The sequence below is a fragment of the Streptomyces sp. NPDC050147 genome (genome assembly GCF_040660195.1).
Classification (GTDB): domain Bacteria; phylum Actinomycetota; class Actinomycetes; order Streptomycetales; family Streptomycetaceae; genus Streptomyces.
Genome location: NZ_JBFALJ010000002.1, coordinates 275,945 through 297,896 on the forward strand (window position 1 = coordinate 275,945; position 21,952 = coordinate 297,896).

At 67.3% G+C, this 21,952-nt stretch carries 17 protein-coding genes; 12 read left to right on the forward strand and 5 right to left on the reverse strand.

All coding sequences use genetic code 11. From position 1 onward, the window contains the following. Positions 1–76: 76 nt before the first annotated feature. From AB0I94_RS04905 to AB0I94_RS04920, 4 genes are all read right to left on the reverse strand, one after another. The gene (locus AB0I94_RS04905) at positions 77–892 is read right to left on the reverse strand and encodes a succinate dehydrogenase/fumarate reductase iron-sulfur subunit (protein ID WP_363307988.1); all 816 of its coding nucleotides are present in this window, start codon (positions 890–892) and stop codon (positions 77–79) included. After that, on the reverse strand, positions 889–2,826 hold the full coding sequence (locus AB0I94_RS04910; protein ID WP_363307989.1) for a fumarate reductase/succinate dehydrogenase flavoprotein subunit: 1,938 nt from the start codon (positions 2,824–2,826) through the stop codon (positions 889–891). The genes AB0I94_RS04905 and AB0I94_RS04910 overlap by 4 nt, the downstream gene beginning before the upstream one ends. Continuing rightward, positions 2,826–3,659 carry a hypothetical protein gene (locus AB0I94_RS04915; protein ID WP_363307990.1) on the reverse strand — a complete coding sequence of 278 codons (834 nt, stop codon included), beginning with the start codon at positions 3,657–3,659 and terminating at the stop codon, positions 2,826–2,828. Before AB0I94_RS04915 ends, AB0I94_RS04910 begins: the two co-directional genes overlap by 1 nt. Before the next feature lie 70 nt (positions 3,660–3,729). Continuing rightward, positions 3,730–4,041: a hypothetical protein gene (locus AB0I94_RS04920; RefSeq protein WP_363307991.1), complete on the reverse strand. Its 312-nt coding sequence runs from the start codon at positions 4,039–4,041 to the stop codon at positions 3,730–3,732. Positions 4,042–4,407: 366 nt separating this feature from the next. Between AB0I94_RS04920 and AB0I94_RS04925 the strand changes: the two genes are divergently transcribed. The 7 genes from AB0I94_RS04925 (at position 4,408) to AB0I94_RS04955 (ending at position 15,418) form a co-directional block, all read left to right on the forward strand. Beyond that, positions 4,408–6,759, forward strand: a complete 2,352-nt coding sequence (locus tag AB0I94_RS04925; protein ID WP_363307992.1) for an ABC transporter family substrate-binding protein — start codon at positions 4,408–4,410, stop codon at positions 6,757–6,759. A 359-nt stretch (positions 6,760–7,118) separates the two neighbouring features. Then, complete coding sequence (gene typA / locus AB0I94_RS04930; protein ID WP_363307993.1) at positions 7,119–8,993, forward strand: translational GTPase TypA; 1,875 nt, start codon at positions 7,119–7,121, stop codon at positions 8,991–8,993. Positions 8,994–9,598: 605 nt separating this feature from the next. Further along, on the forward strand, positions 9,599–11,221 hold the full coding sequence (locus tag AB0I94_RS04935) for an ABC transporter substrate-binding protein (protein ID WP_363307994.1): 1,623 nt from the start codon (positions 9,599–9,601) through the stop codon (positions 11,219–11,221). An 89-nt stretch (positions 11,222–11,310) separates the two neighbouring features. Next, positions 11,311–12,240 carry an ABC transporter permease gene (locus AB0I94_RS04940; RefSeq protein ID WP_363307995.1) on the forward strand — a complete coding sequence of 310 codons (930 nt, stop codon included), beginning with the start codon at positions 11,311–11,313 and terminating at the stop codon, positions 12,238–12,240. Continuing rightward, positions 12,233–13,195 carry an ABC transporter permease gene (locus AB0I94_RS04945; RefSeq protein ID WP_363307996.1) on the forward strand — a complete coding sequence of 321 codons (963 nt, stop codon included), beginning with the start codon at positions 12,233–12,235 and terminating at the stop codon, positions 13,193–13,195. Before AB0I94_RS04940 ends, AB0I94_RS04945 begins: the two co-directional genes overlap by 8 nt. 11 nt (positions 13,196–13,206) lie before the next feature. After that, entirely contained in the window at positions 13,207–14,268 is a 1,062-nt protein-coding gene (locus tag AB0I94_RS04950; RefSeq protein ID WP_363307997.1) for an ABC transporter ATP-binding protein, read from the forward strand. Next, a complete protein-coding gene (locus tag AB0I94_RS04955; RefSeq protein ID WP_363307998.1) occupies positions 14,261–15,418 on the forward strand; it encodes a dipeptide ABC transporter ATP-binding protein in 1,158 nt (385 codons plus the stop codon). The genes AB0I94_RS04950 and AB0I94_RS04955 overlap by 8 nt, the downstream gene beginning before the upstream one ends. 78 nt (positions 15,419–15,496) lie before the next feature. Here the strand turns inward: AB0I94_RS04955 and AB0I94_RS04960 are convergent, their stop codons facing one another. Further along, positions 15,497–16,072: a Uma2 family endonuclease gene (locus AB0I94_RS04960; RefSeq protein ID WP_363307999.1), complete on the reverse strand. Its 576-nt coding sequence runs from the start codon at positions 16,070–16,072 to the stop codon at positions 15,497–15,499. A 175-nt stretch (positions 16,073–16,247) separates the two neighbouring features. Here AB0I94_RS04960 and AB0I94_RS04965 point away from each other — a divergent pair, with 175 nt between their 5' ends. The 5 genes from AB0I94_RS04965 (at position 16,248) to AB0I94_RS04985 (ending at position 21,951) form a co-directional block, all read left to right on the forward strand. Continuing rightward, entirely contained in the window at positions 16,248–17,879 is a 1,632-nt protein-coding gene (locus tag AB0I94_RS04965; RefSeq protein ID WP_363308000.1) for an ABC transporter substrate-binding protein, read from the forward strand. A gap of 68 nt (positions 17,880–17,947) precedes the next feature. Next, the gene (locus AB0I94_RS04970; protein ID WP_363308001.1) at positions 17,948–18,871 is read left to right on the forward strand and encodes an ABC transporter permease; all 924 of its coding nucleotides are present in this window, start codon (positions 17,948–17,950) and stop codon (positions 18,869–18,871) included. Next, positions 18,864–19,847, forward strand: coding sequence for an ABC transporter permease (locus tag AB0I94_RS04975; RefSeq protein ID WP_363308002.1), 984 nt, complete (start codon positions 18,864–18,866; stop codon positions 19,845–19,847). The genes AB0I94_RS04970 and AB0I94_RS04975 overlap by 8 nt, the downstream gene beginning before the upstream one ends. 6 nt (positions 19,848–19,853) lie before the next feature. Then, on the forward strand, positions 19,854–20,900 hold the full coding sequence (locus AB0I94_RS04980) for an ABC transporter ATP-binding protein (protein WP_363308003.1): 1,047 nt from the start codon (positions 19,854–19,856) through the stop codon (positions 20,898–20,900). After that, positions 20,887–21,951 (forward strand): dipeptide ABC transporter ATP-binding protein, encoded by a 1,065-nt coding sequence (locus tag AB0I94_RS04985; RefSeq protein WP_363308004.1) that lies wholly within the window; start codon positions 20,887–20,889, stop codon positions 21,949–21,951. Before AB0I94_RS04980 ends, AB0I94_RS04985 begins: the two co-directional genes overlap by 14 nt. The last annotated feature ends 1 nt before the right edge of the window (position 21,952 follow it).

Below are 21,952 nucleotides of genomic sequence, written 5' to 3' on the forward strand. Positions count from 1 at the left end.
GCTGATCCAGCCCCGCGCCCATGACCATGGGGGAAATCCCGAGTCTTCGGTCTAGGGGATCACCCCCAGACCGCCCCTACTCCCCGCGCCGCCGGATCTTGTTCCCGAGCCAGACCAGCGGATCGTACTTCCGGTCGACCGCCCGTTCCTTCAGGGGAATCAGCGCGTTGTCCGTGATCTTGATGCCTTCCGGGCAGACCTCCGTACAACACTTCGTGATGTTGCAGTAACCGAGCCCGTGGTCCTCCTGGGCGGCCCGCTTGCGGTCGATGCCGTTCTCCGCCGCCGCGTCCAGCGGGTGCATGTCCAGCTCCGCGACCCGCATCAAGAAGCGCGGCCCGGCGAACGCCGCCTTGTTCTCCTCGTGGTCGCGCACCACATGACACGTGTCCTGGCACAGGAAGCACTCGATGCACTTGCGGAACTCCTGGGAACGGTCCACGTCCGCCTGCTGCATGCGGTACTCGCCCGGACCGAGACCCTTCGGCGGCACGAAGGCCGGCACCTCCCGCGCCTTCTTGTAGTTGAAGCCGACGTCCGTCACCAGGTCCCGCACCACGGGAAAGGCCCGCAACGGAGTCACCGTGATGACGTCCTCGCGGCTGAACACCGACATCCGCGTCATGCACAGCAGCCGCGGGCGGCCGTTGATCTCCGCCGAGCACGAACCGCACTTGCCCGCCTTGCAGTTCCAGCGCACCGCGAGGTCGGGGGTCTGGGTCGCCTGCAGGCGGTGGATGATGTCGAGGACGACCTCGCCTTCGTTGACCTCGACCTTGAAGTCCTGCAGATCACCGCCCTCGACGTTCCCGCGCCAGATCCGGAACCGGGCGTCGTACGACGTACTCGAAGGATCCGGCGTGCTCGAAGGACGCGGTGTAGCGGTACTCACTCGAAAAGCTCCTCTTCGGCCAGGTACTTGACCAGCTCTTCCTTCTCGAAGAGTGCAAGCAGGTCGTCTCGGATGGGCTCGGTGGTGACCCGCACCAGGTCGATCTGGCCGCGCACGGGGTCCGTCGCCGCCAACCCGCCGGAAGGGTCGGTGAGTTGGCAGAGCAGATTCACGCGGCGCCATGCGCGGTTCATGCCCGGGTGGTCCTCCCGCGTGTGTCCGCCGCGGCTTTCCGTGCGCTCCAGGGCGGCCCGCGCCACGCATTCGCTGACCAGCAGCATGTTGCGCAGGTCGAGTGCGAGGTGCCAGCCGGGGTTGAACTGGCGGTGGCCCTCGACACCGGCCCGCCGTGCCCGCACCCGCAGTTCCGCCAGCTTCTCCAGGGCCTGTTCCATCTCGGCCTCGCGGCGGATGATGCCGACCAGGTCGTTCATCGTCTGCTGGAGTTCCTGGTGGAGGGTGTAGGGGTTCTCCGGTGTGGCCCCGTCCTCGGGGCCCTCCGCGCTGAACGGCCGCAGTGCCTCGGCGGCTGCCGTGTCCACCTGGACGTCGTCGATCACCGGCCTGGTGTCCACGCCGGTGAGTCCGGAGGCGTACCGCGCCGCGTGCAGCCCCGCGCGCCGCCCGAAGACGAGCAGGTCGGAGAGGGAGTTGCCGCCGAGCCGGTTGGAGCCGTGCATGCCGCCGGCGACCTCTCCGGCCGCGAACAGGCCCGGTACGCGCTTGGCCGCGGCCGTGTCCGACTCGACCGCGATACCGCCCATCACGTAGTGGCAGGTCGGCCCGACCTCCATCGCCTCGGCGGTGATGTCGACGTCCGCGAGCTCCTTGAACTGGTGGTACATGGAGGGCAGTCGGCGCCGGATGACCTCGGCGGGCATGCGCGTCGACACGTCGAGGTAGACCCCGCCGTGCGGTGAGCCGCGTCCCGCCTTCACCTCGGAGTTGATGGCGCGCGCCACCTCGTCGCGGGGCAGCAGCTCAGGAGGGCGGCGGTTGTGGTCGGGGTCCTCGTACCAGCGGTCGCCCTCGTCCTCCGACTGGGCGTACTTCTCCTTGAAGACGTCCGGTACGTAGTCGAACATGAACCGCTTGCCCTCGGAGTTGCGCAGTACCCCGCCGTCGCCGCGCACCGACTCGGTGACCAGGATGCCCTTCACCGAGGGTGGCCAGACCATCCCCGTCGGGTGGAACTGAACGAATTCCATGTTGAGGAGCGGGGCCCCGGCGAGCAGCGCGAGCGCGTGGCCGTCGCCCGTGTACTCCCACGAGTTGGACGTCACCTTGAAGGACTTGCCGATGCCCCCGGTGGCCAGGACCACGCTCGGGGCCTCGAGGACGAAGAAGCGGCCGGTCTCGCGGTCGTAACAGAACGTGCCGCTGACCCGCTCGCCCTCCTTCAGTACGCGGGTGACCGTGCACTCCTGGAAGACCTTCAGCCGTGCTTCGTGGTCGCCGAATTCGCGCTCGTCCTCCTGCTGGAGGGAGACGATCTTCTGCTGGAGCGTACGGATCAGTTCGAGGCCGGTCCGGTCGCCCACGTGCGCGAGGCGAGGGTACTCGTGCCCCCCGAAGTTGCGCTGGGAGATCCGCCCGTCCGTCGTGCGGTCGAACAGGGCGCCCCACGTCTCCAACTCCCAGACTCGGTCGGGAGCTTCGCGCGCGTGCAGCTCGGCCATCCGCCACTGGTTGAGGAACTTGCCGCCGCGCAGGGTGTCGCGGAAGTGGACCTGCCAGTTGTCGCCGGAGTTCACGTTGCCCATGGAGGCGGCGATGCCGCCCTCGGCCATCACCGTGTGGGCCTTGCCGAACAGGGACTTGCAGATCACGGCGGTACGGGCGCCCTGCTCACGTGCCTCGATCGCGGCCCGCAGGCCCGCTCCTCCGGCTCCTACCACGACAACGTCCCACTGCTGCCGCTCCACTTGAGACATCAGAACAACCTCGGATCGTCGAAGACGCCGGACGCGACCAGATACACGTAGAAGTCGGCGAGCGCCACGCTCACCAGGGAGGCCCAGGCGAGCAGCATGTGGCGGGCGTTCAGCTTTCCGACCCACTGCCACATGCGGTAGCGCACGGGGTGCTTGGAGAAGTGCTTGAGCTTGCCGCCGACGATGTGCCGGCAGGAGTGGCAGGAGAGGGTGTACGCCCAGATCAGCACGATGTTGACCAGGAAGACGAGTGTGCCGAGACCCATGTGGCCCCACTCGTAGTGCTCATCTCGGAAGGAGAGCACGGTGTCGTACGTGAGGATTCCCGCCACGGGGACCGCCGCGTAGAAGAAGTAGCGGTGGATGTTCTGCAGGATCAGCGGGAAGCGGGTCTCTCCGGAGTACTTCTTGTGCGGCTCGGCGACCGCGCAGGCGGGCGGTGAGGCCCAGAAGCCGCGGTAGTAGGCCTTGCGGTAGTAGTAGCAGGTCAGGCGGAAGCCGAGCGGGAAGATCAGGGTGAGGAGGGCGGGGGACAGGCCCCACCAGCTGCCGAAGATCTCCCAGTTGGGCCCCGACCGCATCGGCTCGCAGTTCTCGGCCAGGCACGGCGAGTAGAACGGTGAGACGTAGGGCGCCGCGTAGTAGTCAGCGTTCGCGAAGGCCCGCCACGTCGAGTAGACGATGAAGGCGAAGAGGCCGGCGGCGGTCGCGGCGGGCGCAAGCCACCAGCGGTCGGTCCGCAGATGGGCAGCGCTGATCGCGGCGCGCGTCGCCGCCCGCACGCCGCCGGGATCCTGACCGCTTTTCAGATGGGGTTCCGTGCCAGTGGCCAACGAGGCTCCACTCCTTTGTCCTCAGATCGGCGGTCCTCAGGTCGGCGGCGCTCAGGGCGGACGCGGCGCCTCAAGGGGCATGCCGGTCGCTCGCGCCCAGGCCCTCGTCGTCCGAGTCCGTCCACAGAGAGCTGTCGTACGGGGCGTCGGGGATGGTGACCAGGTCCGGCCGCTTCGGCGGGGCGGCGGAGACCGGGGCGGCCGCGCGCAGGAGCGCGAAGCTCTCGCGCAGATGGTCGGCGTCCATGCGGACGCGGCGCACGTCGATCCCGGCGAGACCACCCTGGGGACCCACGCCGACCTGCTGCTCCAGCTTGCCGACGGTGCGGACCAGATCGTCGACGCATCGCTGAACAGCCGTCAGATCATCGTGCAGAGCCATGACTTGCCCTCACTTCAGGGGTGCGGCGGCAACGTTCATGCGCCTGCGAGTGTCGCGCGTCACATCCCGGCTTGTGAAGGGATGTGCAGGGATTCCCGGCTCGTACGCGCTGAAATGCGCCGGGGTGTACGCCGCCGCCCCGGCCGTGCGTCGGGGCGCGGGCCGAGGCCCTCGTTACGCTCGGTCACGCGCGGTTGGGCCGCACGAGTGGGATCTGGTGCCCCTGCGCCGTGTCGCTCCCGGGCGCCGGGTCCCGTCCCCTTCAGTGGGTCGATAGATGTGATCAGCTCCATATACCGCCAAACGTGATCAAACCCGGCCCGGTCCTGGTAGCGGGCGGCCGGGCGAGCCCCGGAGGTACCCGTCATGTCCCCAGACCGCGCCAGACTGAGATCTGCCGTGTTCCTCGCCACGGGCGTGCTAGCCCTGCCCGCCCTCGCCGCCTGCAGCTCCCAGGACGAGGCGGGCGCCCCGACCGCCGACCAGGACATCGCGCCCGCGGCCCGGGACCGTGTCGCCGACGGCGGGACCATGAACTGGGCCGTCGACTCGATGCCGGAGACCCTCAACACCTTCCAGTCGGACGCGGACGCGGGCACGTCACGGATCGCGGGAGCCGTCCTGCCGTCGATGTTCCGCCTCGACGCGCAGGGCAGGGCGCAGCGGAACACCGACTTCCTGGAGTCCGCGGAGGTCGTCGAGCGCGAGCCCAAGCAGGTCGTGCTGTACAAACTCAACCAGCAGGCGGTGTGGAGCGACGGCCGGGAGATCGGGGCCGATGACTTCGCGGCGCAGCAGCGCGCCCTGTCCGGGAAGGACAGCGCGTACTGGACGGCGCGCAACGCGGGCTACGACCGCGTCGAGAAGATCGAGCGCGGCGCGGACAACCTGGAGGTGCGCGTCACCTTCAACAAGCCGTACGCGGACTGGCGTTCGCTGTTCTCGCCGCTGTACCCGAAGGAGGTCATGGGCACTCCCGACACCTTCAACGACGGTGCGCGGCGGGGGCTCAAGGTGAGCGCGGGTCCGTTCGCCGTGCAGGACTTCGACAGCAAGGCGGACGAGGTCACGCTGGTGCGCAATCCGCGCTGGTGGGGCAGGCCGGCGAAACTCTCCAAGCTGGTCCTGCGCGAGGTGCCGCGCGAGAAGCGTGCCGCCGCGCTCGCCGAGGGCCAGGTCGACCTCGCCGAGATCGACGGCCCCGAGGCCCGGCGCATCGCGAACGCCGCCCGCGACAAGGGCACCCAGGGTCCGCTCGCGCACGGCCCCGAGGCGCGGCTGACCCCTGCCAAGGCGTTGCGCTCCTGGGCGGTCGCCCACGGCTCCGACGAGGAGGCGGCCCACACCGAGCAGCAGGCCCGCCGGCGGACCGACAAGGCGATCAAGAAGTACGCCACCGAACAGTCGGGCCTGCGGGGCTACACCGTCCGCAAGTCCCTCGAACCGGCCTACACCCAGCTCGCCCTCAACGGCACCGACGGCCCGCTGGCCGACGACCGGGTGCGGCGTGCGGTGGCCAGGGCCCTCGACCGCGAGGAGCTCGCCAAGGCGGTCCTTACGCCGCTCGGCCTGCCCGCCGAGCCGGTCGGCAGCCACCTGGCCCTCGCCGGGCAGCAGGCGTACGCGGACAACAGCGGGGCCCTCGGCGACCAGGACACCGCCGAGGCACGGGCGCTGCTGGCCGACGCGGGGTGGACGCCGGGCGGTCCGCTGAAGGAGCCGAAGGGGAAGACGGCCGGGGGTGAGGCGGGCGCCAAGAAGTCGAAGGCCGAATCCGGCTCGGGCTCCAACTCGGACTCGGGCTCCAACTCGGACTCGGGCTCCGACTCGGCGGAGGACTCGGGTGACGACGGCACGTACGTCGTCGGCGAGGACGACGAGAAGCCGGGCGACGGCGGCACCTCGGTGCTCGCCCCCGCTCCGGCGGCGGCCTACCAGCAGGCGGCGCTGACCCGTCAGGCGGCGTCCCTGACGGCTGCGCGCGAGGCGGACAAGGAGAAGAAGAAGGACCCGGGCGGGCGCACCAAGCAGCACGCCGAGAAGCGTGCAGAGAAGCGCGCCGAGAAGCGTGCCGACCGGCAGGCCGCGAAGGGCGGGGCGCCCGGCGCGTACGCCCCCAAGGGCACCGCGGCGCCCGCGGCCACCGCGGCGGCGGGCGGCCCGATGGCGAAGGACGGCGAGCCCCTCGCCCTCCGCTTCGTCCTGCCGTCCGGTGACGGCTCGGAGTCGCTGCGGACGGTGGCCGACCGGATCTCGCGGATGCTGGAGAAGATCGGGGTCCGTACGGAGACGGCGAAGGTCGCCGACGAGAGCTACTTCAAGGACCACATCGCTTCCGGTCAGTACGACCTCGCCCTCTACTCCTGGCCCGCGACGGCCTTCCCCGCCACGGACGCGCGCCCGATCTTCGCCAAGCCGGTGCCGGCCGCGGACGGTTCGCTGAACGTCGAGCAGAACTACACGCGGGTCGGCACGGATCACATCGATCAACTGTTCGATCAGGCGCTGGGGGAGCTCGACGAGGACGAGAACCGCGCCCTGGTCAAGAAGGCGGACGCCCGCATCTGGGCCGAAGCAGGATCGATTCCTCTCTATCAGCGACCGCAGCTGATGGCGGCGCGCACGAACCTCGCGAACGCGGGCGCTTTTGGATTCCAGGCACCGAACTACGAGGACATGGGGTTCCTGAAGGCCGGCGCCAAGCCCGCGGCGAAGTAGCTCCGCCGCAGGTCAGGCTCAGATTCCCCTCAACTCTCTTGCCCGTCGGCCACGCCGGCGGGCAAGGTCGTTCCCACCATTGACCTGAGTCTTGTTCCTCCCTGTACTTCCCTCCGGGTACATCCCCTCCGGCGAGGCCGCCGGCAGCCAGGAGACACCCCACGTCCGCAGGGACGGTCCACCGGCGCCGAATGAGCGGTAAACCCCCAGGTCAAACCCCCCGCGAGGGCCCCGCGGAGGCTGCCTCCCCGTGAGGGACGTAGACTGGGGTGAGGCCGTGGCGTGTTCTGCCCGGCAGGGCACGCGTACCGGACCGTACGCGCCGCCAATCCACTCTTCCCGGGAGAAGCGCAGCTCGTATGCCCACGCGCCATGACATTCGTAATGTTGCCATCGTCGCCCACGTCGACCACGGCAAGACCACGCTGGTCGACGCCATGCTCAAGCAGGCCGGCTCCTTCGCCGCGCACGCGGCAGAGTCCCTCGACGACCGCATGATGGACTCGAACGACCTGGAGCGTGAGAAGGGCATCACGATCCTGGCCAAGAACACGGCCGTCAAGTACCACCCCAAGGATGGCGGCGACGTCATCACCATCAACATCATCGACACCCCCGGCCACGCCGACTTCGGTGGTGAGGTCGAGCGCGGCCTGTCGATGGTGGACGCGGTCGTCCTGCTCGTGGACGCCTCTGAGGGCCCGCTGCCCCAGACCCGCTTCGTGCTCCGCAAGGCCCTCCAGGCCAAGATGCCGGTCATCCTGTGCATCAACAAGACGGACCGTCCCGACTCGCGCATCGCCGAGGTCGTCGACGAAACGTATGACCTCTTCCTGGACCTGGACGCGGACGAGGAGCAGATCGAGTTCCCGATCGTCTACGCCTGCGCCCGTGACGGCGTCGCCTCGCTGACCAAGCCGGAGGACGGCACCGTCCCGGCCGACAGCGAGAACCTGGAGCCGTTCTTCTCCACGATCCTGGAGACCGTCCCGGCTCCGGAGTACGACGAGGAGGCCCCGCTCCAGGCTCACGTCACGAACCTGGACGCCGACAACTTCCTCGGCCGTATCGCGCTGTGCCGTGTCGAGCAGGGCGAGCTGCGCAAGGGCCAGACCGTCACCTGGATCAAGCGTGACGGCTCGCAGTCCAACGTCCGCATCACCGAGCTGATGATGACGGAGGCGCTCACCCGCAAGCCCGCCGAGAAGGCGGGCCCCGGTGACATCTGCGCCATCGCCGGTATCCCGGAGATCATGATCGGCGAGACCCTGGCCGACCCCGAGAACCCGATCGCGCTGCCGCTGATCACGGTCGACGAGCCGGCGATCTCCATGACCATCGGCACCAACACCTCGCCGCTCGTCGGCAAGGGCGGCAAGGGCCACAAGGTCACCGCCCGCCAGGTGAAGGACCGTCTGGACAAGGAGCTCATCGGTAACGTCTCGCTCCGTGTCCTGGACACCGAGCGTCCCGACGCCTGGGAGGTCCAGGGCCGTGGTGAGCTCGCGCTCGCCATCCTGGTCGAGCAGATGCGCCGCGAGGGCTTCGAGCTGACCGTCGGCAAGCCCGAGGTCGTCACCAAGCAGATCGACGGCAAGACGTACGAGCCGATCGAGCGCATGACGATCGACTCGCCCGAGGAGCACCTCGGCGCCATCACGCAGCTCATGGCGACCCGCAAGGGCCGCATGGAGACGATGACCAACCACGGCTCCGGCTGGATCCGCATGGAGTGGATCGTCCCGTCGCGTGGCCTCATCGGCTTCCGTACGGAGTTCCTGACGCAGACCCGCGGCACCGGCATCGCGCACTCGATCTTCGAGGGGCACGAGCCGTGGTTCGGCGACCTGCGCACCCGTCACAACGGCTCGCTCGTCGCGGACCGCTCGGGTTCGGTCACGCCGTTCGCGATGGTCAACCTCCAGGAGCGCGGTGTCATCTTCACCGAGGCCGGCACCGAGGTGTACGAGGGCATGATCGTCGGCGAGAACTCGCGCGCCGACGACATGGACGTGAACATCACCAAGGAGAAGAAGCTCACCAACATGCGTGCGGCTTCCGCGGACACGACCGAGAACGTCGTGCCCGCCCGCAAGCTCTCGCTCGAGCAGTCCCTCGAGTTCTGCCGCGACGACGAGTGCATCGAGGTGACCCCGGAGACCGTGCGTATCCGCAAGGTCGTCCTGGACGCCAAGCAGCGTGGCCGCAGCGCCTCGCGTGCCAAGCACGGCTAAGTCGCGCTGACACTCGGCGAATTCGGCATCTGAGGCCGGTTTCCGCCCCTCTTCAGGGAGGGGCGGGGGCCGGCCTCTCGCGCGTCTGCGGGGGTTACCCCCTTGCGCGGCCCTCAGCGGCACTACGCTGGCCCAGACTTCGGGGGTGACGGTTCTCCCCCGCCCCTGGGTGGTCGCGACTCTCCGCGCATCTACGCGCGTCCGCGAAACCGCCTCCGAAGGGGCCACGAGTCGGCCGTCAGTCGTCTCCCGCCCGGCTCGCCGCAACTGGTTTTCCTGGGCCATCTGTCCGGAATGCGGACGCCGTTGACCGTTAGATGTGTAACACGTCCGTTTCGCAACCATCTATATCGGATCGGTTTGTCCGGATTTTGGAAGTTGTACGCACCAGGTGTGATTGAACCGAGACCAAAAGAGTGTGGTCGGGCGGTACCTCATGGCTAATAGTTGACCGCGTATAGCTCGGGTCAATGGGTCACGCGCTGTGGGGAGCGCCGACTCACGAGCACACTGGGGTACTTCGATCAACGCGCCGTCAGGGGTGTCGGCGCGGATTCCTGTACCCCCTCTTGTAGTGAACCAGTGGACTCATGAGGAGGAACCCCATGCGTGGTGCCAAGAGCGCCAAGTGGGTCGCGATAGCGGGTGTCGTGGCGCTGACGGCAACGGCCTGCGGCGGCGGCGACAGCGACAGCGGCAACAGTGGCAAGGTCGACCCCAAGGGGATCGTCAGCTATGCCAACGGTGAGCCGCAGAACGCCCTGCAGCCTTCCAACACCATGGAGGCGTACGGCAGCGTCGTCATCGACTCGCTCTTCACGGGCCTGGTCCATTACGACAAGCAGGGCAACATCACCTACGAGAACGCCGAGTCGGTCACCCCCGACAAGGACTCGAAGGTGTGGACCGTCAAGCTGAAGCCGGGCTGGAAGTTCCACAACGGTGAGGCCGTCACCGCCAAGTCGTACGTCGACGCCTGGAACTGGGCGGCCGACCCGGCCAACGGTCAGCAGAACAGCAGCTGGTACCGCGACATCGTCGGCTACGACAAGGTCCACCCCGAGAAGGGGAAGGCCAAGTCGAAGGCGATGGAGGGCCTGAAGGTCGTCGACGACAACACCTTCACCATCACGCTGAACAACGGCATCCCGTACTACGCGTACAAGCTCGTCTACGCGCCCTTCTACCCGCTGCCTTCGGAGGCCCTCAAGGACCCGAAGAAGTACGGCGAGGCGCCGGTCGGCAACGGCCCGTACAAGTTCCAGAAGTGGGACCACAAGAAGCTGATCTCGGTCCGCGCCTGGGGCGGCTACAAGGGCGAGAAGCCGAAGAACGGCGGCATCGACTTCAAGGCCTACACCAAGGACACGGCGGCCTACGCCGACCTGAAGTCGGACAACGTCGACTCGATGCCGCTCGTGCCGAACAGCGAGATCGCCAACTTCAAGCAGGACTTCGGCGACCGCGCCATCGAGCAGGACTTCTCGGCGATCAACACGATCAACCCGGCCTTCTACACCAAGCAGTGGAAGGACATCGACGTCAAGGTCCTTCAGGGCCTGTCGATGGCGATCGACCGCGACACCATCGCCAAGACGGTGTTCTACGGCACGCGTGAGTCCGCCACCGGCTGGGTCGCCAAGGGCGTCAAGGGCTACCAGAAGGACGCCTGCGGCGAGTACTGCAAGTTCGACGCCAAGAAGGCCAAGTCCCTCATCGAGGAGGGCGGCGGCGTTCCGGGCAACAAGATCTCCATCCAGTACAACGCCGACCAGCCGCACAAGGACTGGGTCGTCGCGGTCTGCAACAGCATCACCAAGTCGACCGGCGTCAAGTGCGTCGGAGACGCAGTGACCGACTTCGCGGCCGACACGGAGATCCGTGACCAGAAGAAGGTCAAGTCGATCTACCGCTCCGGATGGGTGCTCGACTACCCGTTCAACGGCAACTTCCTCGCCGACCTCTACGGCACCGGCGTCGACGGCAACAAGGGCGGCTTCTCGGACAAGAAGTTCGACGCGCTGACCAAGAAGGCCGACGCGGCGAAGACCATTGACGCGTCCGCCAAGCTGTACCAGCAGGCCGAGAAGGAGCTGCAGAACAGCTTCCCGGGCATTCCGCTCTGGTACAACAAGACGCTGTCCGCTTACTCCAAGAACGTGAAGCACATGGAGTTCGACCAGGCGGGCGACCCGGTTCTCACCGAGGTCGAGGTCTTCGAGAAGTAGTAGTCGCGGGAGTTCCGTTCCGGTAAGCGACGCCCGGTGACCCCGGGCGTCGCTTACCGGCGGGCTCCGCAATGGACGGAGGCACCACCATGGGGCGCTACGTCGCGAGGCGACTGCTCCAGATGATCCCGGTCTTCATCGGGACAACCCTGCTGATCTTCCTGATGGTCAACGTGCTCCCCGGCGATCCCGTACGGGCGCTGTGGGGAGACAAGCCGCCGGACCCGGCGCAGGTTGCGCAGATCAGGCACGACCGCGGGCTCGACCTGCCGCTCTGGCAGCAATACCTGCATTACATGGGCGGATTGCTGCAGGGCGACTTCGGCAAGACCATCGCCGGCAACAGACCCATTCTTGACGAGATCAAGCAGGCTTTCCCGATCTCGATGAGACTCGCCGCCATGGCGTGGACGTTCGAGCTCGTCGTCGGTATCGCCCTGGGTGTGCTGGCCGGTGTGCGGCGCAGCCGGATCGTGGACAACACCGTGACGCTCTTCACGCTCCTCGTGATCTCCGTCCCGATCTTCGTGTTCGGCCTGTTCCTCCAGCTGATCTTCGGCAACGAGCTCGGCTGGGTGAAACCGACGGTCCAGGATTCGACAGACTTCCAGCAGTTGCTGATGCCGGCACTCGTGCTCGGCCTTGTCGGTCTCGCCTATGTGGCACGCCTGACCCGCACCTCCATCGCGGAGAACCGGCAGGCGGACTACATACGCACCGCGGTCGCCAAGGGCCTGCCGCGCCGCCGGATCATCAGCCGGCACCTGCTGCGCAACTCCCTCATCCCGGTGGTCACTTACCTGGGCACCGACATCGGCACCCTGATGGGCGGCGCCGTCATCACCGAGGGCATCTTCAACGTCACCGGCGTCGGCAACCTGCTGTTCGACGCGCTGGGCAACCGAGAGGGCGCCGTCATCGTCGGCATCGTGACGGTCCTGGTGCTCGTGTATCTCCTCGCGAGCCTGATCGTCGACCTGCTCTATGCCGTTCTGGACCCGAGGATCCGTTATGCCTGACCTCACCAAGTCCCCGGCCACGGACGAGGCGCACGCCGTGGCCATCGTCGAAGCGGACGCGAAGACCGTCGACGCGGCGGGCACGACGGGCAAGCCGCGCAGCCTGTGGGGCGACGCCTGGCGGGACCTGCGCCGCAGGCCGCTGTTCCTCATCTCCGCACTGCTGATCGTCGTGGTGCTCCTGGTCGCTGCCTTCCCCGCCATGTTCACCAGCGCGGATCCCGCGTCCGGCGACCTGACCAATCACTTCCTGGAGAAGCCGAGTCTCGGCCACTTCTTCCAGCCCGACTGGTTCGGCTACGACCGCCAGGGCCGCAGCGTCTACGCCCGCGTGGTCTACGGCGCCCGCAACTCGATCGTGGTCGGCTTCGGTGTGACCATCCTGGTCACCCTGTTCGGCGGCCTGGTCGGCATGCTGGCCGGCTACTTCGGCGGCATCTGGGACAGCATCCTTTCGCGGCTCACCGACGTGTTCTTCGGTGTCCCGTTCCTGCTCGGCGCGATGGTCGTCCTGAACGCCTTCACCGAGCGCAACGTCTGGGTCATCACCGGCGCCCTCGCCTTCCTCGGCTGGACGCAGATCGCCCGCGTGATGCGCGGCGCGGTGATCACCACCCGGCACGCGGACTACGTCGTGGCGGCGAAGGCGCTGGGTGCGGGCACCAAGCGGATCCTGTTCCGGCACATCCTGCCGAACGCCATCGCGCCGGTCATCGTCGTCGCGACCATCGCGCTCGGCACGTACATCGTCGCCGAGTCGACGCTGTCCTTCCTGGGCCTCGGCTTCGCCGGCGACGCGCTTTCCTGGGGCGGAGACATCTCCGACGCCCTGAACGACATCCGCAACAACCCGCACACGCTGATCTTCCCGGCAGGAATGCTGAGTCTCACGGTGCTTGCGTTCATCATGATGGGCGACGCCGTACGCGAAGCCCTCGACCCGAAGCTGCGCTGAGGGAGGCGTCAATGACCAGCATCGACATCAAGGAAGACTCGGTTCCCGCCCCCCGCTCGGGTGAGGAAAAGAGTGGCAGGCTGCTCGACGTCAAGGACCTGCACGTCGAGTTCCACACCCGAGAGGGTGAGGTCAAGGCAGTCAACGGCGTCAACTACAGCGTGGACGCGGGCGAGACGCTCGCGGTTCTCGGTGAGTCGGGCTCCGGCAAGTCCGTGACCGCCCAGGCGATCATGGGCATCCTCGACATGCCGCCGGGGAGGATCCCGCAGGGCGAGATCCTCTTCCGCGGCCAGGACATGCTCAAGATGTCCAACGAGGAGCGCAGGAAGATCCGCGGTCGAAAGATCGCCATGATCTTCCAGGACGCGCTGTCGTCGCTGAACCCCGTGCTCTCGGTGGGCTACCAGCTCGGCGAGATGTTCCGGGTGCACGACGGACTGGGCCGCAAGCAGGCCAAGGCCAAGGCCATCGAGCTGATGGAGCGCGTGAAGATCCCGGCCGCAAAGGAGCGGGTGAACGACTACCCGCACCAGTTCTCCGGCGGTATGCGCCAGCGCATCATGATCGCGATGGCGCTCGCCCTGGAGCCGGACCTGATTATCGCGGACGAGCCCACCACGGCTCTCGACGTGACGGTCCAGGCGCAGGTCATGGACCTGCTTGCCGACCTTCAGCGCGAGTACAACATGGGCCTGATCCTGATCACCCACGACCTCGGTGTGGTCGCCGACGTCGCGGACAAGATCGCGGTGATGTACGCGGGCCGGATCGTCGAGACGGCCCCGGTCCACGAGCTCTACAAGCGCCCCGCGCACCCGTACACGCGCGGTCTGCTCGATTCGATTCCCCGGCTCGACCAGAAGGGCCAGGAGCTTTTCGCGATCAAGGGCCTGCCCCCCAACCTGCTCCACATTCCGTCCGGTTGCCCCTTCAACCCGCGCTGCCACAAGGCGCAGGACGTCTGCCGTACGGACATTCCGGCCCTGGTGCCGGTGACGGAACAGGACGGCACGGAGCTGCCGGGCCGCGGCAGCGCGTGCCACTTCTGGAAGGAGACGATCCATGGCTGAGCCGACGAAGGCTTCGAAGACCGGCGAGCCGCAGGACGTGATGCCGAACGTCTCCGAGGTGGAAACGGTCGACGCGGCCACCCCCGAGGAGGCCGTGGCGGCCATCGAGGCACCGGTCGAGCGCGGCGAGCCGATCCTCCAGGTCCGCAACCTGGTCAAGCACTTCCCGCTCACGCAGGGAATCCTGATCAAGAAGCAGGTCGGCGCGGTCAAGGCGGTCGACGGCATCTCGTTCGACCTGTACCAGGGCGAGACGCTCGGCATCGTGGGCGAGTCCGGCTGTGGCAAGTCCACGGTCGCCAAGCTCCTCATGACGCTCGAACGCGCCACGGCCGGCGAGGTCTTCTACAAGGGCCAGGACATCACCAAGCTTTCGGGGCGCGCCCTGAAGGCGGTCCGCCGCAACATCCAGATGGTGTTCCAGGACCCGTACACGTCGCTCAACCCCCGTATGACGGTGGGCGACATCATCGGGGAGCCCTTCGAGATCCACCCCGAGGTGGCTCCCAAGGGCTCACGCCGCCAGAAGGTCCAGGACCTCCTGGACGTGGTGGGCCTGAACCCGGAGTACATCAACCGCTACCCGCACCAGTTCTCGGGCGGTCAGCGCCAGCGCATCGGCATCGCGCGCGGTCTGGCCCTGAACCCCGAGATCATCATCTGCGACGAGCCGGTCTCGGCCCTGGACGTCTCCGTCCAGGCCCAGGTCATCAACCTGATGGAGAAGCTGCAGGACGAGTTCAACCTCTCCTACCTCTTCATCGCGCACGACCTGTCGATCGTCCGGCACATCTCGGACCGCGTGGGTGTGATGTACCTCGGCAAGATGGCGGAGATCGGTTCGGACGAGCAGATCTACGAGCACCCGACGCACCCGTACACGCAGGCGCTCCTGTCGGCTGTCCCGGTGCCGGACCCGGAGGCGCGCGAGGGCCGCGAGCGCATCATCCTCACCGGTGACGTGCCGTCCCCCGCGAACCCGCCCTCGGGCTGCCGCTTCCGCACCCGCTGCTGGAAGGCGGAGGCGAAGTGCGCGGAGGAGACCCCGCTGCTCGCGATCCCGCAGCGCTTCGTGGGCCAGGACACCCCGGCTGCGCATGAGTCGGCGTGTCACTTCGCGGAGGAGAAGAACGTCGTGCACGCGGCGTAGTCTCGTCCCCGGCTTTTGGCCGTACGTGATGGGGGCGCCCGGAACCACTCGGTTCCGGGCGCCCCCATTTGCGGCTCGTCAGCCGTCGACGTTGCCCTGCTTTCCGTAGCGGCGGAACGCGGCAGTCTCCACGGCCCAGGGGCCGAACGGCACTTCGTCGCCGAAGATGTACGGCTCCTTGTTGCCGTACCGGCCGGCGCACGGCTCGGAGTGGACCTCGATCGTGCCGGTCCGGGGGTCGACGATCATGTAGTGCTCGATGCCCATGGCGGGGTACTCGGTCAGCTTCTCGCCGTGGGCGTCGTCACTGTCCGGGCCGGACGGGGAGACGATCTCGATGACGGCCAGCACCTGCGTGGCGTCGACGGCGAGCCCCTCCTCGTCGAGAACGGCCTCGGGGATTACGAGGGCGTCCGGGCGGCGCATGCGGCCGATCGAGGGGTGCTCGATCTCCGGGCCGCTTGCGCAGATGTAGCCGGGGTGGGTGACGAGGAGCTGCTGGTCCAGTTGCTGGCAGATGCGTCGCACCGTGCCCTCGTGCCGCTTCGAGGGGCGCATCATGGCCAGTAGCGGACCCGAAGGTCCGATCTCTACGTTCCAGGTTCCCTCAAGGCGCTCGGCATAGGCTCCGAGCTCCTCGGCGATCGCGCGCATCCTCGCCTAGTCCATGCTCCGAGGGTAGCGAGTAGCCGCGTGGCTCCCCGGCTGGTGGCATCCGGGGGTATCCCGGTCGTACTAGCCCCGGAAAGCCCCCACAAAGATGCGCAGTACCACGCATTGGGATGTATTTGGGCCTAAGTGAGACTCAGGCCTGAAAGGGAGGCTCTCCATGCGTGGAGCCACGCACGCCAAGTGGGCCGCATGTGCGGTGACCGTCGCGCTCGCGGCGACCGCCTGTGGTGGAGGCGGGGACGACGGCGGTGGTGGCGACGGCTCCGGGATCGTGGGGTCCTCCTGGGGTGATCCGCAGAACCCGCTGGAGCCCGCCAACACCAATGAGGTGCAGGGCGGCAAGGTGCTCGACATGATCTTCCGGGGTCTCATGCGGTACGACCCGAAGACCGGCGAGGCCAGGAACATGGTCGCCGAGAAGATCGACACCAAGGATTCGCGGAACTTCACCGTGAAGATCAAGAAGGGGTGGAAGTTCAGCAATGGTGAGCCGGTCACCGCGAAATCCTTCGTGGACGCCTGGAATTACGGCGCGCACCTGAAGAACAACCAGAAGAACGCCTACTTCTTCGGCTACATCGAGGGCTACGAGGACGTCCACCCGGAGAAGGGGGATGCCAAGGCCGACAAGCTCTCCGGACTGAAGATCGTCGACGACACCACCTTCACCGTCAAGCTCACCCAGAAGTTCTCCACCTGGCCCAAGACCCTCGGCTATCCCGCGTTCGCGCCGCTGCCCAAGACGTTCTACGACGACCACGACGCGTGGCTCGCCAAGCCGGTCGGAAACGGCCCCTACACCGTGGACTCGTACGCCAAGGGTTCCAAGATGTCCCTGCGGAAGTGGGACGGCTACAGCGGGAGCGACAAGGCGCAGAACGGCGGTGTGGACCTCAAGGTCTACACCGACAACAACACCGCCTACACGGATTTGATGGCGGGCAATCTCGACCTCGTCGACGATGTTCCCGCCTCGCAGCTCAAGAACGCCAAGAGCGATCTGGGTGACCGCTACATCAATACGCCTGCGGGGATCATTCAGACCCTCGCTTTTCCGTTCTACGACAGCAAGTGGTCCAAGGACGGGATGGAGAAGGTCCGACAAGGGCTCTCCATGGCGATCAATCGTGAACAGATCACCGAGACGATCTTCCAGAAGACCCGCACCCCCGCCACCGACTGGACCTCACCGGTGCTAGGTGCGGACGGTGGGTACAAGGAAGGGCTCTGCGGCGACGCCTGCACGTACGACGCCGACCAGGCCAAGAAGCTGATCTCGGACGGCGGCGGCATCCCCGGCGGCACGCTGAAGATCACGTACAACGCGGACACCGGCTCGCACAAGGAATGGATCGACGCCGTCTGCAACTCCATCAACAAGGCCCTGGGCAACGACAAGTCCTGCGTGGGTAATCCGGTCGGCACCTTCGCCGACTTCCGCAGCCAGGCCTCCCAGCAGAAGCTGGACGGCGCCTGGCGCGCGGGCTGGCAGATGGACTACCCGCTGATCCAGAACTTCCTGCAGCCGCTGTACTACACGGACGCCTCGTCGAATGACGGCAAGTGGTCCGACAAGAAATTCGACGAGCTCGTCGACAAGGCCAACGCCGAGACCGACACCGCGAAGGCCGTCTCCACCTTCCAGGACGCCGAGAAGGTGCTCGCCGAGCAGATGGCGGTCATTCCGCTCTGGTACCAGAACGGCAGCGCCGGCTACTCGGACAGGGTCTCCGACGTGACGCTGAACCAGTTCAGCGTCCCGGTCTACGACGAGATCAAGGTCAGCTGAGGCCAGGTAGCGGTCACCCGGCGCCATCACCGCGTCGGGTGACCGCTCCATTACTTCCGGAGCCCCTCATGGGACGTTATGTGATCCGGCGTCTGCTGCAGATGATCCCGGTCTTCTTCGGCGCCACGCTGCTGATCTTCCTGATGGTGAACGTGATGGGCGACCCCATCGCGGGCCTGTGCGGGGACCGGAAGTGCGACCCCGCGACAGCCGCCCAGCTGAAGAAGGAGTTCGGCCTCGATAAGCCCGTGTGGCAGCAGTACGTGACCTACATGGGCAATGTCTTCACCGGCGACTTCGGTACCGCCTTCAACGGGCAGAAGGTCACCGAGCTGATGTCGACGGCCTTCCCGCTCACGATCCGCCTGACGCTCGTCGCCATCGTCTTCGAGATCGTCATCGGAATCTCGCTGGGTGTGGTGACCGGACTGCGGCGCGGGCGCCCCATCGACACCGTCGTCCTGCTCCTGACGCTCGTCGTCATCGCGATCCCCACCTTCGTCACCGGCCTGCTGCTCCAGCTGCTGCTCGGCGTCGAATGGGGCGTCATGAAGCCCTCCGTGTCGTCGGAGGCGCCCATCGACGAACTCATCGTGCCGGGGCTCGTGCTCGCCTCGGTCTCCCTGGCGTACGTCACCCGGCTCACCCGGACCTCCATCGCCGAGAACCGCCGCGCCGACTACGTCCGTACGGCCATCGCGAAGGGGCTGCCCAGACGCCGCGTCATCACCCGGCACCTGCTGCGGAACTCACTCATCCCCGTGGTCACCTTCATCGGCACGGACATCGGCGCGCTGATGGGCGGCGCGATCGTCACCGAGCGGATCTTCAACATCCACGGCGTCGGCTTCCAGCTCTATCAGGGGATCCTCCGCCAGAGCACCCAGACCGTCGTCGGCTTCGTGACCGTCCTCGTCCTGGTCTTCCTGGTGGCCAACCTGATCGTCGACCTGCTGTACGCCGTACTCGACCCGAGGATCCGCTATGCCTGAACCCCGAGAGCCAGACGGAGCCATCGCCCCGACCGGTATGGGCGGCGCGATGGACCTCGCGGCGACCGAGGGGACGACGCTGGACCAGACCCCCGGCGGCCCTCAAGGCACCGGCACCGGCCCCTCGACCCCGGCCCGCAGCCTGTGGTCCGACGCCTGGCGCGAGCTGCGGCGGAACCCGGTCTTCATCATCTCGGGCCTCATCATCCTCTTCCTCCTCGTCATCTCGGTCTGGCCGTCCCTGATCGCCTCCCGCAACCCGCTCGACTGCGACCTGGCCAACGCCCAGAAGAGCTCCACGTCAGGACACCCCTTCGGCTTCGACGGGCAGGGCTGCGACGTCTATACGAGGACCGTGTACGGGGCCCGCGCCTCGGTCACCGTCGGCGTCTGCGCCACGCTCGGCGTCGCGATCCTGGGCAGCGTGCTCGGCGGGCTCGCCGGCTTCTTCGGCGGGGTCTGGGACGCGATCCTCTCCCGGATCACCGACGTCTTCTTCGCCATCCCCGTCGTACTCGGTGGCCTGGTGCTCCTGTCGGTCGTCACCAGCAACACCGTCTGGCCGGTGATCGGCTTCATGGTGCTGCTCGGCTGGCCACAGCTCTCGCGCATCGCCCGCGGCTCCGTCATCACCGCCAAGCAGAACGACTACGTCCAGGCGGCGCGGGCCCTGGGCGCCTCCAACTCGCGGATGCTGCTCCGGCACATCGCGCCGAACGCGGTCGCCCCGGTGATCGTGGTCGCCACCATCGCGCTCGGCACGTACATCGCCCTGGAGGCGACCCTCTCGTACCTCGGCGTGGGGCTGAAGCCGCCGACCGTGAGCTGGGGCATCGACATCTCGGCCGCCTCCCAGTACATCCGCAACGCCCCGCACATGCTGCTCTGGCCCGCCGGAGCGCTTGCGATCACCGTGCTCGCGTTCATCATGCTCGGCGACGCGGTGCGCGACGCCCTCGACCCCAAGCTGAGGTAGGCGCCCATGGCAACCGTGGCATCCGGGGCGTCCGCCCCGAGAGAGCCCCAGACGTCCAAGCTGCTCGAAGTGCGTGACCTGCACGTGGAGTTCAGGATGAGGGACGGCGTCGCCAAGGCGGTCAACGGCGTCGACTACACCGTCAGCGAGGGCGAGACGCTCGCCGTGCTCGGCGAGTCCGGGTCCGGCAAGTCCGTGACCGCGCAGGCCATCATGGGCATCCTCGACATGCCGCCCGGGAAGATCACCGGGGGAGAGATCCTCTTCAAGGGCCAGGACCTCCTGAAGCTCAAGGCGGAGGAGCGGCGCAAGACGCGCGGCGCCGGAATGGCGATGATCTTCCAGGACGCCCTGTCGTCGCTGAACCCGGTGGTCAGCGTCGGCCAGCAGCTCGGCGAGATGTACGTCGTCCACCAGGGGATGTCCAAGAAGGACGCCAAGGCCAAAGCCGTCGAGCTGATGGACCGGGTGCGCATCCCGGCCGCGAAGGAGCGCGTCGGTCAGTATCCGCACCAGTTCAGCGGCGGCATGCGCCAGCGCATCATGATCGCCATGGCGATGGCGCTCGAACCCTCGCTGATCATCGCCGACGAACCGACGACCGCCCTGGACGTGACCGTCCAGGCCCAGGTGATGGAGCTCCTCGCCGAGCTCCAGCGCGAGCTGCACATGGGCCTGATCCTGATCACCCACGACCTGGGCGTCGTGGCGGACGTCGCCGACAACATCGCCGTCATGTACGCGGGCCGCATCGTCGAGAAGGCTCCCGTCCACGAGATCTACCAGGCCCCCGCGCATCCGTACACCCGCGGCCTCCTGGAATCCATCCCGCGCCTGGACCAGAAGGGCCAGGAGCTCTACGCGATCAAAGGCCTGCCGCCCAACCTGATGAACATCCCGCCGGGCTGTGCCTTCAACCCCCGCTGCCCGATGGCACGAGACGTGTGCAGGACCGACGTACCGCCGCTCTACGAAGTGGCTTACGAAGGCCTGACCGCCGACCGCCGGAGCGCCTGCCACTTCTGGAAGGAGACGCTCGATGCCTCGTGGTGAGCACGTCAGCAAGCAACGAGTGGTGGACGATGGCGAGCCGATCCTCCAGGTGCGCGGTCTGGTCAAGCACTACCCGCTCACCCAGGGCATCGTCATCCGCAAGCAGATCGGCGCGGTCAAGGCCGTCGACGGCGTCGACTTCGACCTCCGCCAGGGCGAGACGCTCGGCATCGTGGGGGAGTCCGGCTGCGGCAAGTCGACGGTCGCGAAGATGCTGGTGAACCTGGAGCGGCCGACGGCGGGTGAGATCCGCTACAAGGGCGAGGACATCAGCAAGTTGTCCGGGCGCGCGCTGAAGGCCGTGCGCCGCAACATCCAGATGGTCTTCCAGGACCCGTACACCTCGCTGAACCCGCGCATGACGGTCGGCGACATCATCGGGGAGCCGTACGAGATCCATCCGGAGGTCGCGCCGAAGGGCTCGCGGCGGCAGAAGGTGCGGGAGCTGTTGGACGTGGTCGGGCTGAACCCCGAGTACATCAACCGCTATCCGCACCAGTTCTCCGGCGGTCAGCGCCAACGCATCGGGATCGCGCGGGGGTTGGCGCTGCGCCCCGAGATCATCGTGGCGGACGAGCCGGTGTCGGCGCTGGATGTGTCGGTGCAGGCGCAGGTGGTGAATCTGCTCGACCAGCTCCAGAACGACTTCGACCTGTCGTACGTGTTCATCGCCCACGACCTGTCGATCGTGCGGCACATCTCCGACCGGGTCGGCGTGATGTACCTGGGGCGGATCGTCGAGATCGGCACGGAGGACGAGATCTACGAGCATCCGACGCATCCGTACACGCAGGCGCTGCTTTCGGCTGTGCCGGTGCCGGATCCTGCGGCGCGGGAGCACCGGGAGCGGATCATTCTTTACGGGGATGTGCCGTCACCGGCGAACATTCCGTCGGGGTGCCGGTTCCGCACGCGGTGCTGGAAGGCGCAGGAGCGGTGCGCGTTGGAGGTGCCGCTGCTGGCCGTTCCGGCGGAGTTCCGTGATGTTCCGGGGCCCGCGGCCCACGACTCGGCGTGCCACTTCGCGGAGGAGAAGCGGGTGGTGCCGTAGG

Coding starts and splice junctions, on each gene's coding strand:
- AB0I94_RS04910 (WP_363307989.1), bottom strand. CDS start 2,826: ATGTCTCAAGTGGAGCGGCAGCAGTGGGACGTTGTCGTGGTAGGAGCC.
- AB0I94_RS04920 (WP_363307991.1), bottom strand. CDS start 4,041: ATGGCTCTGCACGATGATCTGACGGCTGTTCAGCGATGCGTCGACGAT.
- AB0I94_RS04925 (WP_363307992.1), top strand. CDS start 4,408: ATGTCCCCAGACCGCGCCAGACTGAGATCTGCCGTGTTCCTCGCCACG.
- typA (WP_363307993.1), top strand. CDS start 7,119: ATGCCCACGCGCCATGACATTCGTAATGTTGCCATCGTCGCCCACGTC.
- AB0I94_RS04935 (WP_363307994.1), top strand. CDS start 9,599: ATGCGTGGTGCCAAGAGCGCCAAGTGGGTCGCGATAGCGGGTGTCGTG.
- AB0I94_RS04940 (WP_363307995.1), top strand. CDS start 11,311: ATGGGGCGCTACGTCGCGAGGCGACTGCTCCAGATGATCCCGGTCTTC.
- AB0I94_RS04945 (WP_363307996.1), top strand. CDS start 12,233: ATGCCTGACCTCACCAAGTCCCCGGCCACGGACGAGGCGCACGCCGTG.
- AB0I94_RS04950 (WP_363307997.1), top strand. CDS start 13,207: ATGACCAGCATCGACATCAAGGAAGACTCGGTTCCCGCCCCCCGCTCG.
- AB0I94_RS04955 (WP_363307998.1), top strand. CDS start 14,261: ATGGCTGAGCCGACGAAGGCTTCGAAGACCGGCGAGCCGCAGGACGTG.
- AB0I94_RS04960 (WP_363307999.1), bottom strand. CDS start 16,072: ATGCGCGCGATCGCCGAGGAGCTCGGAGCCTATGCCGAGCGCCTTGAG.
- AB0I94_RS04965 (WP_363308000.1), top strand. CDS start 16,248: ATGCGTGGAGCCACGCACGCCAAGTGGGCCGCATGTGCGGTGACCGTC.
- AB0I94_RS04970 (WP_363308001.1), top strand. CDS start 17,948: ATGGGACGTTATGTGATCCGGCGTCTGCTGCAGATGATCCCGGTCTTC.
- AB0I94_RS04975 (WP_363308002.1), top strand. CDS start 18,864: ATGCCTGAACCCCGAGAGCCAGACGGAGCCATCGCCCCGACCGGTATG.
- AB0I94_RS04980 (WP_363308003.1), top strand. CDS start 19,854: ATGGCAACCGTGGCATCCGGGGCGTCCGCCCCGAGAGAGCCCCAGACG.
- AB0I94_RS04985 (WP_363308004.1), top strand. CDS start 20,887: ATGCCTCGTGGTGAGCACGTCAGCAAGCAACGAGTGGTGGACGATGGC.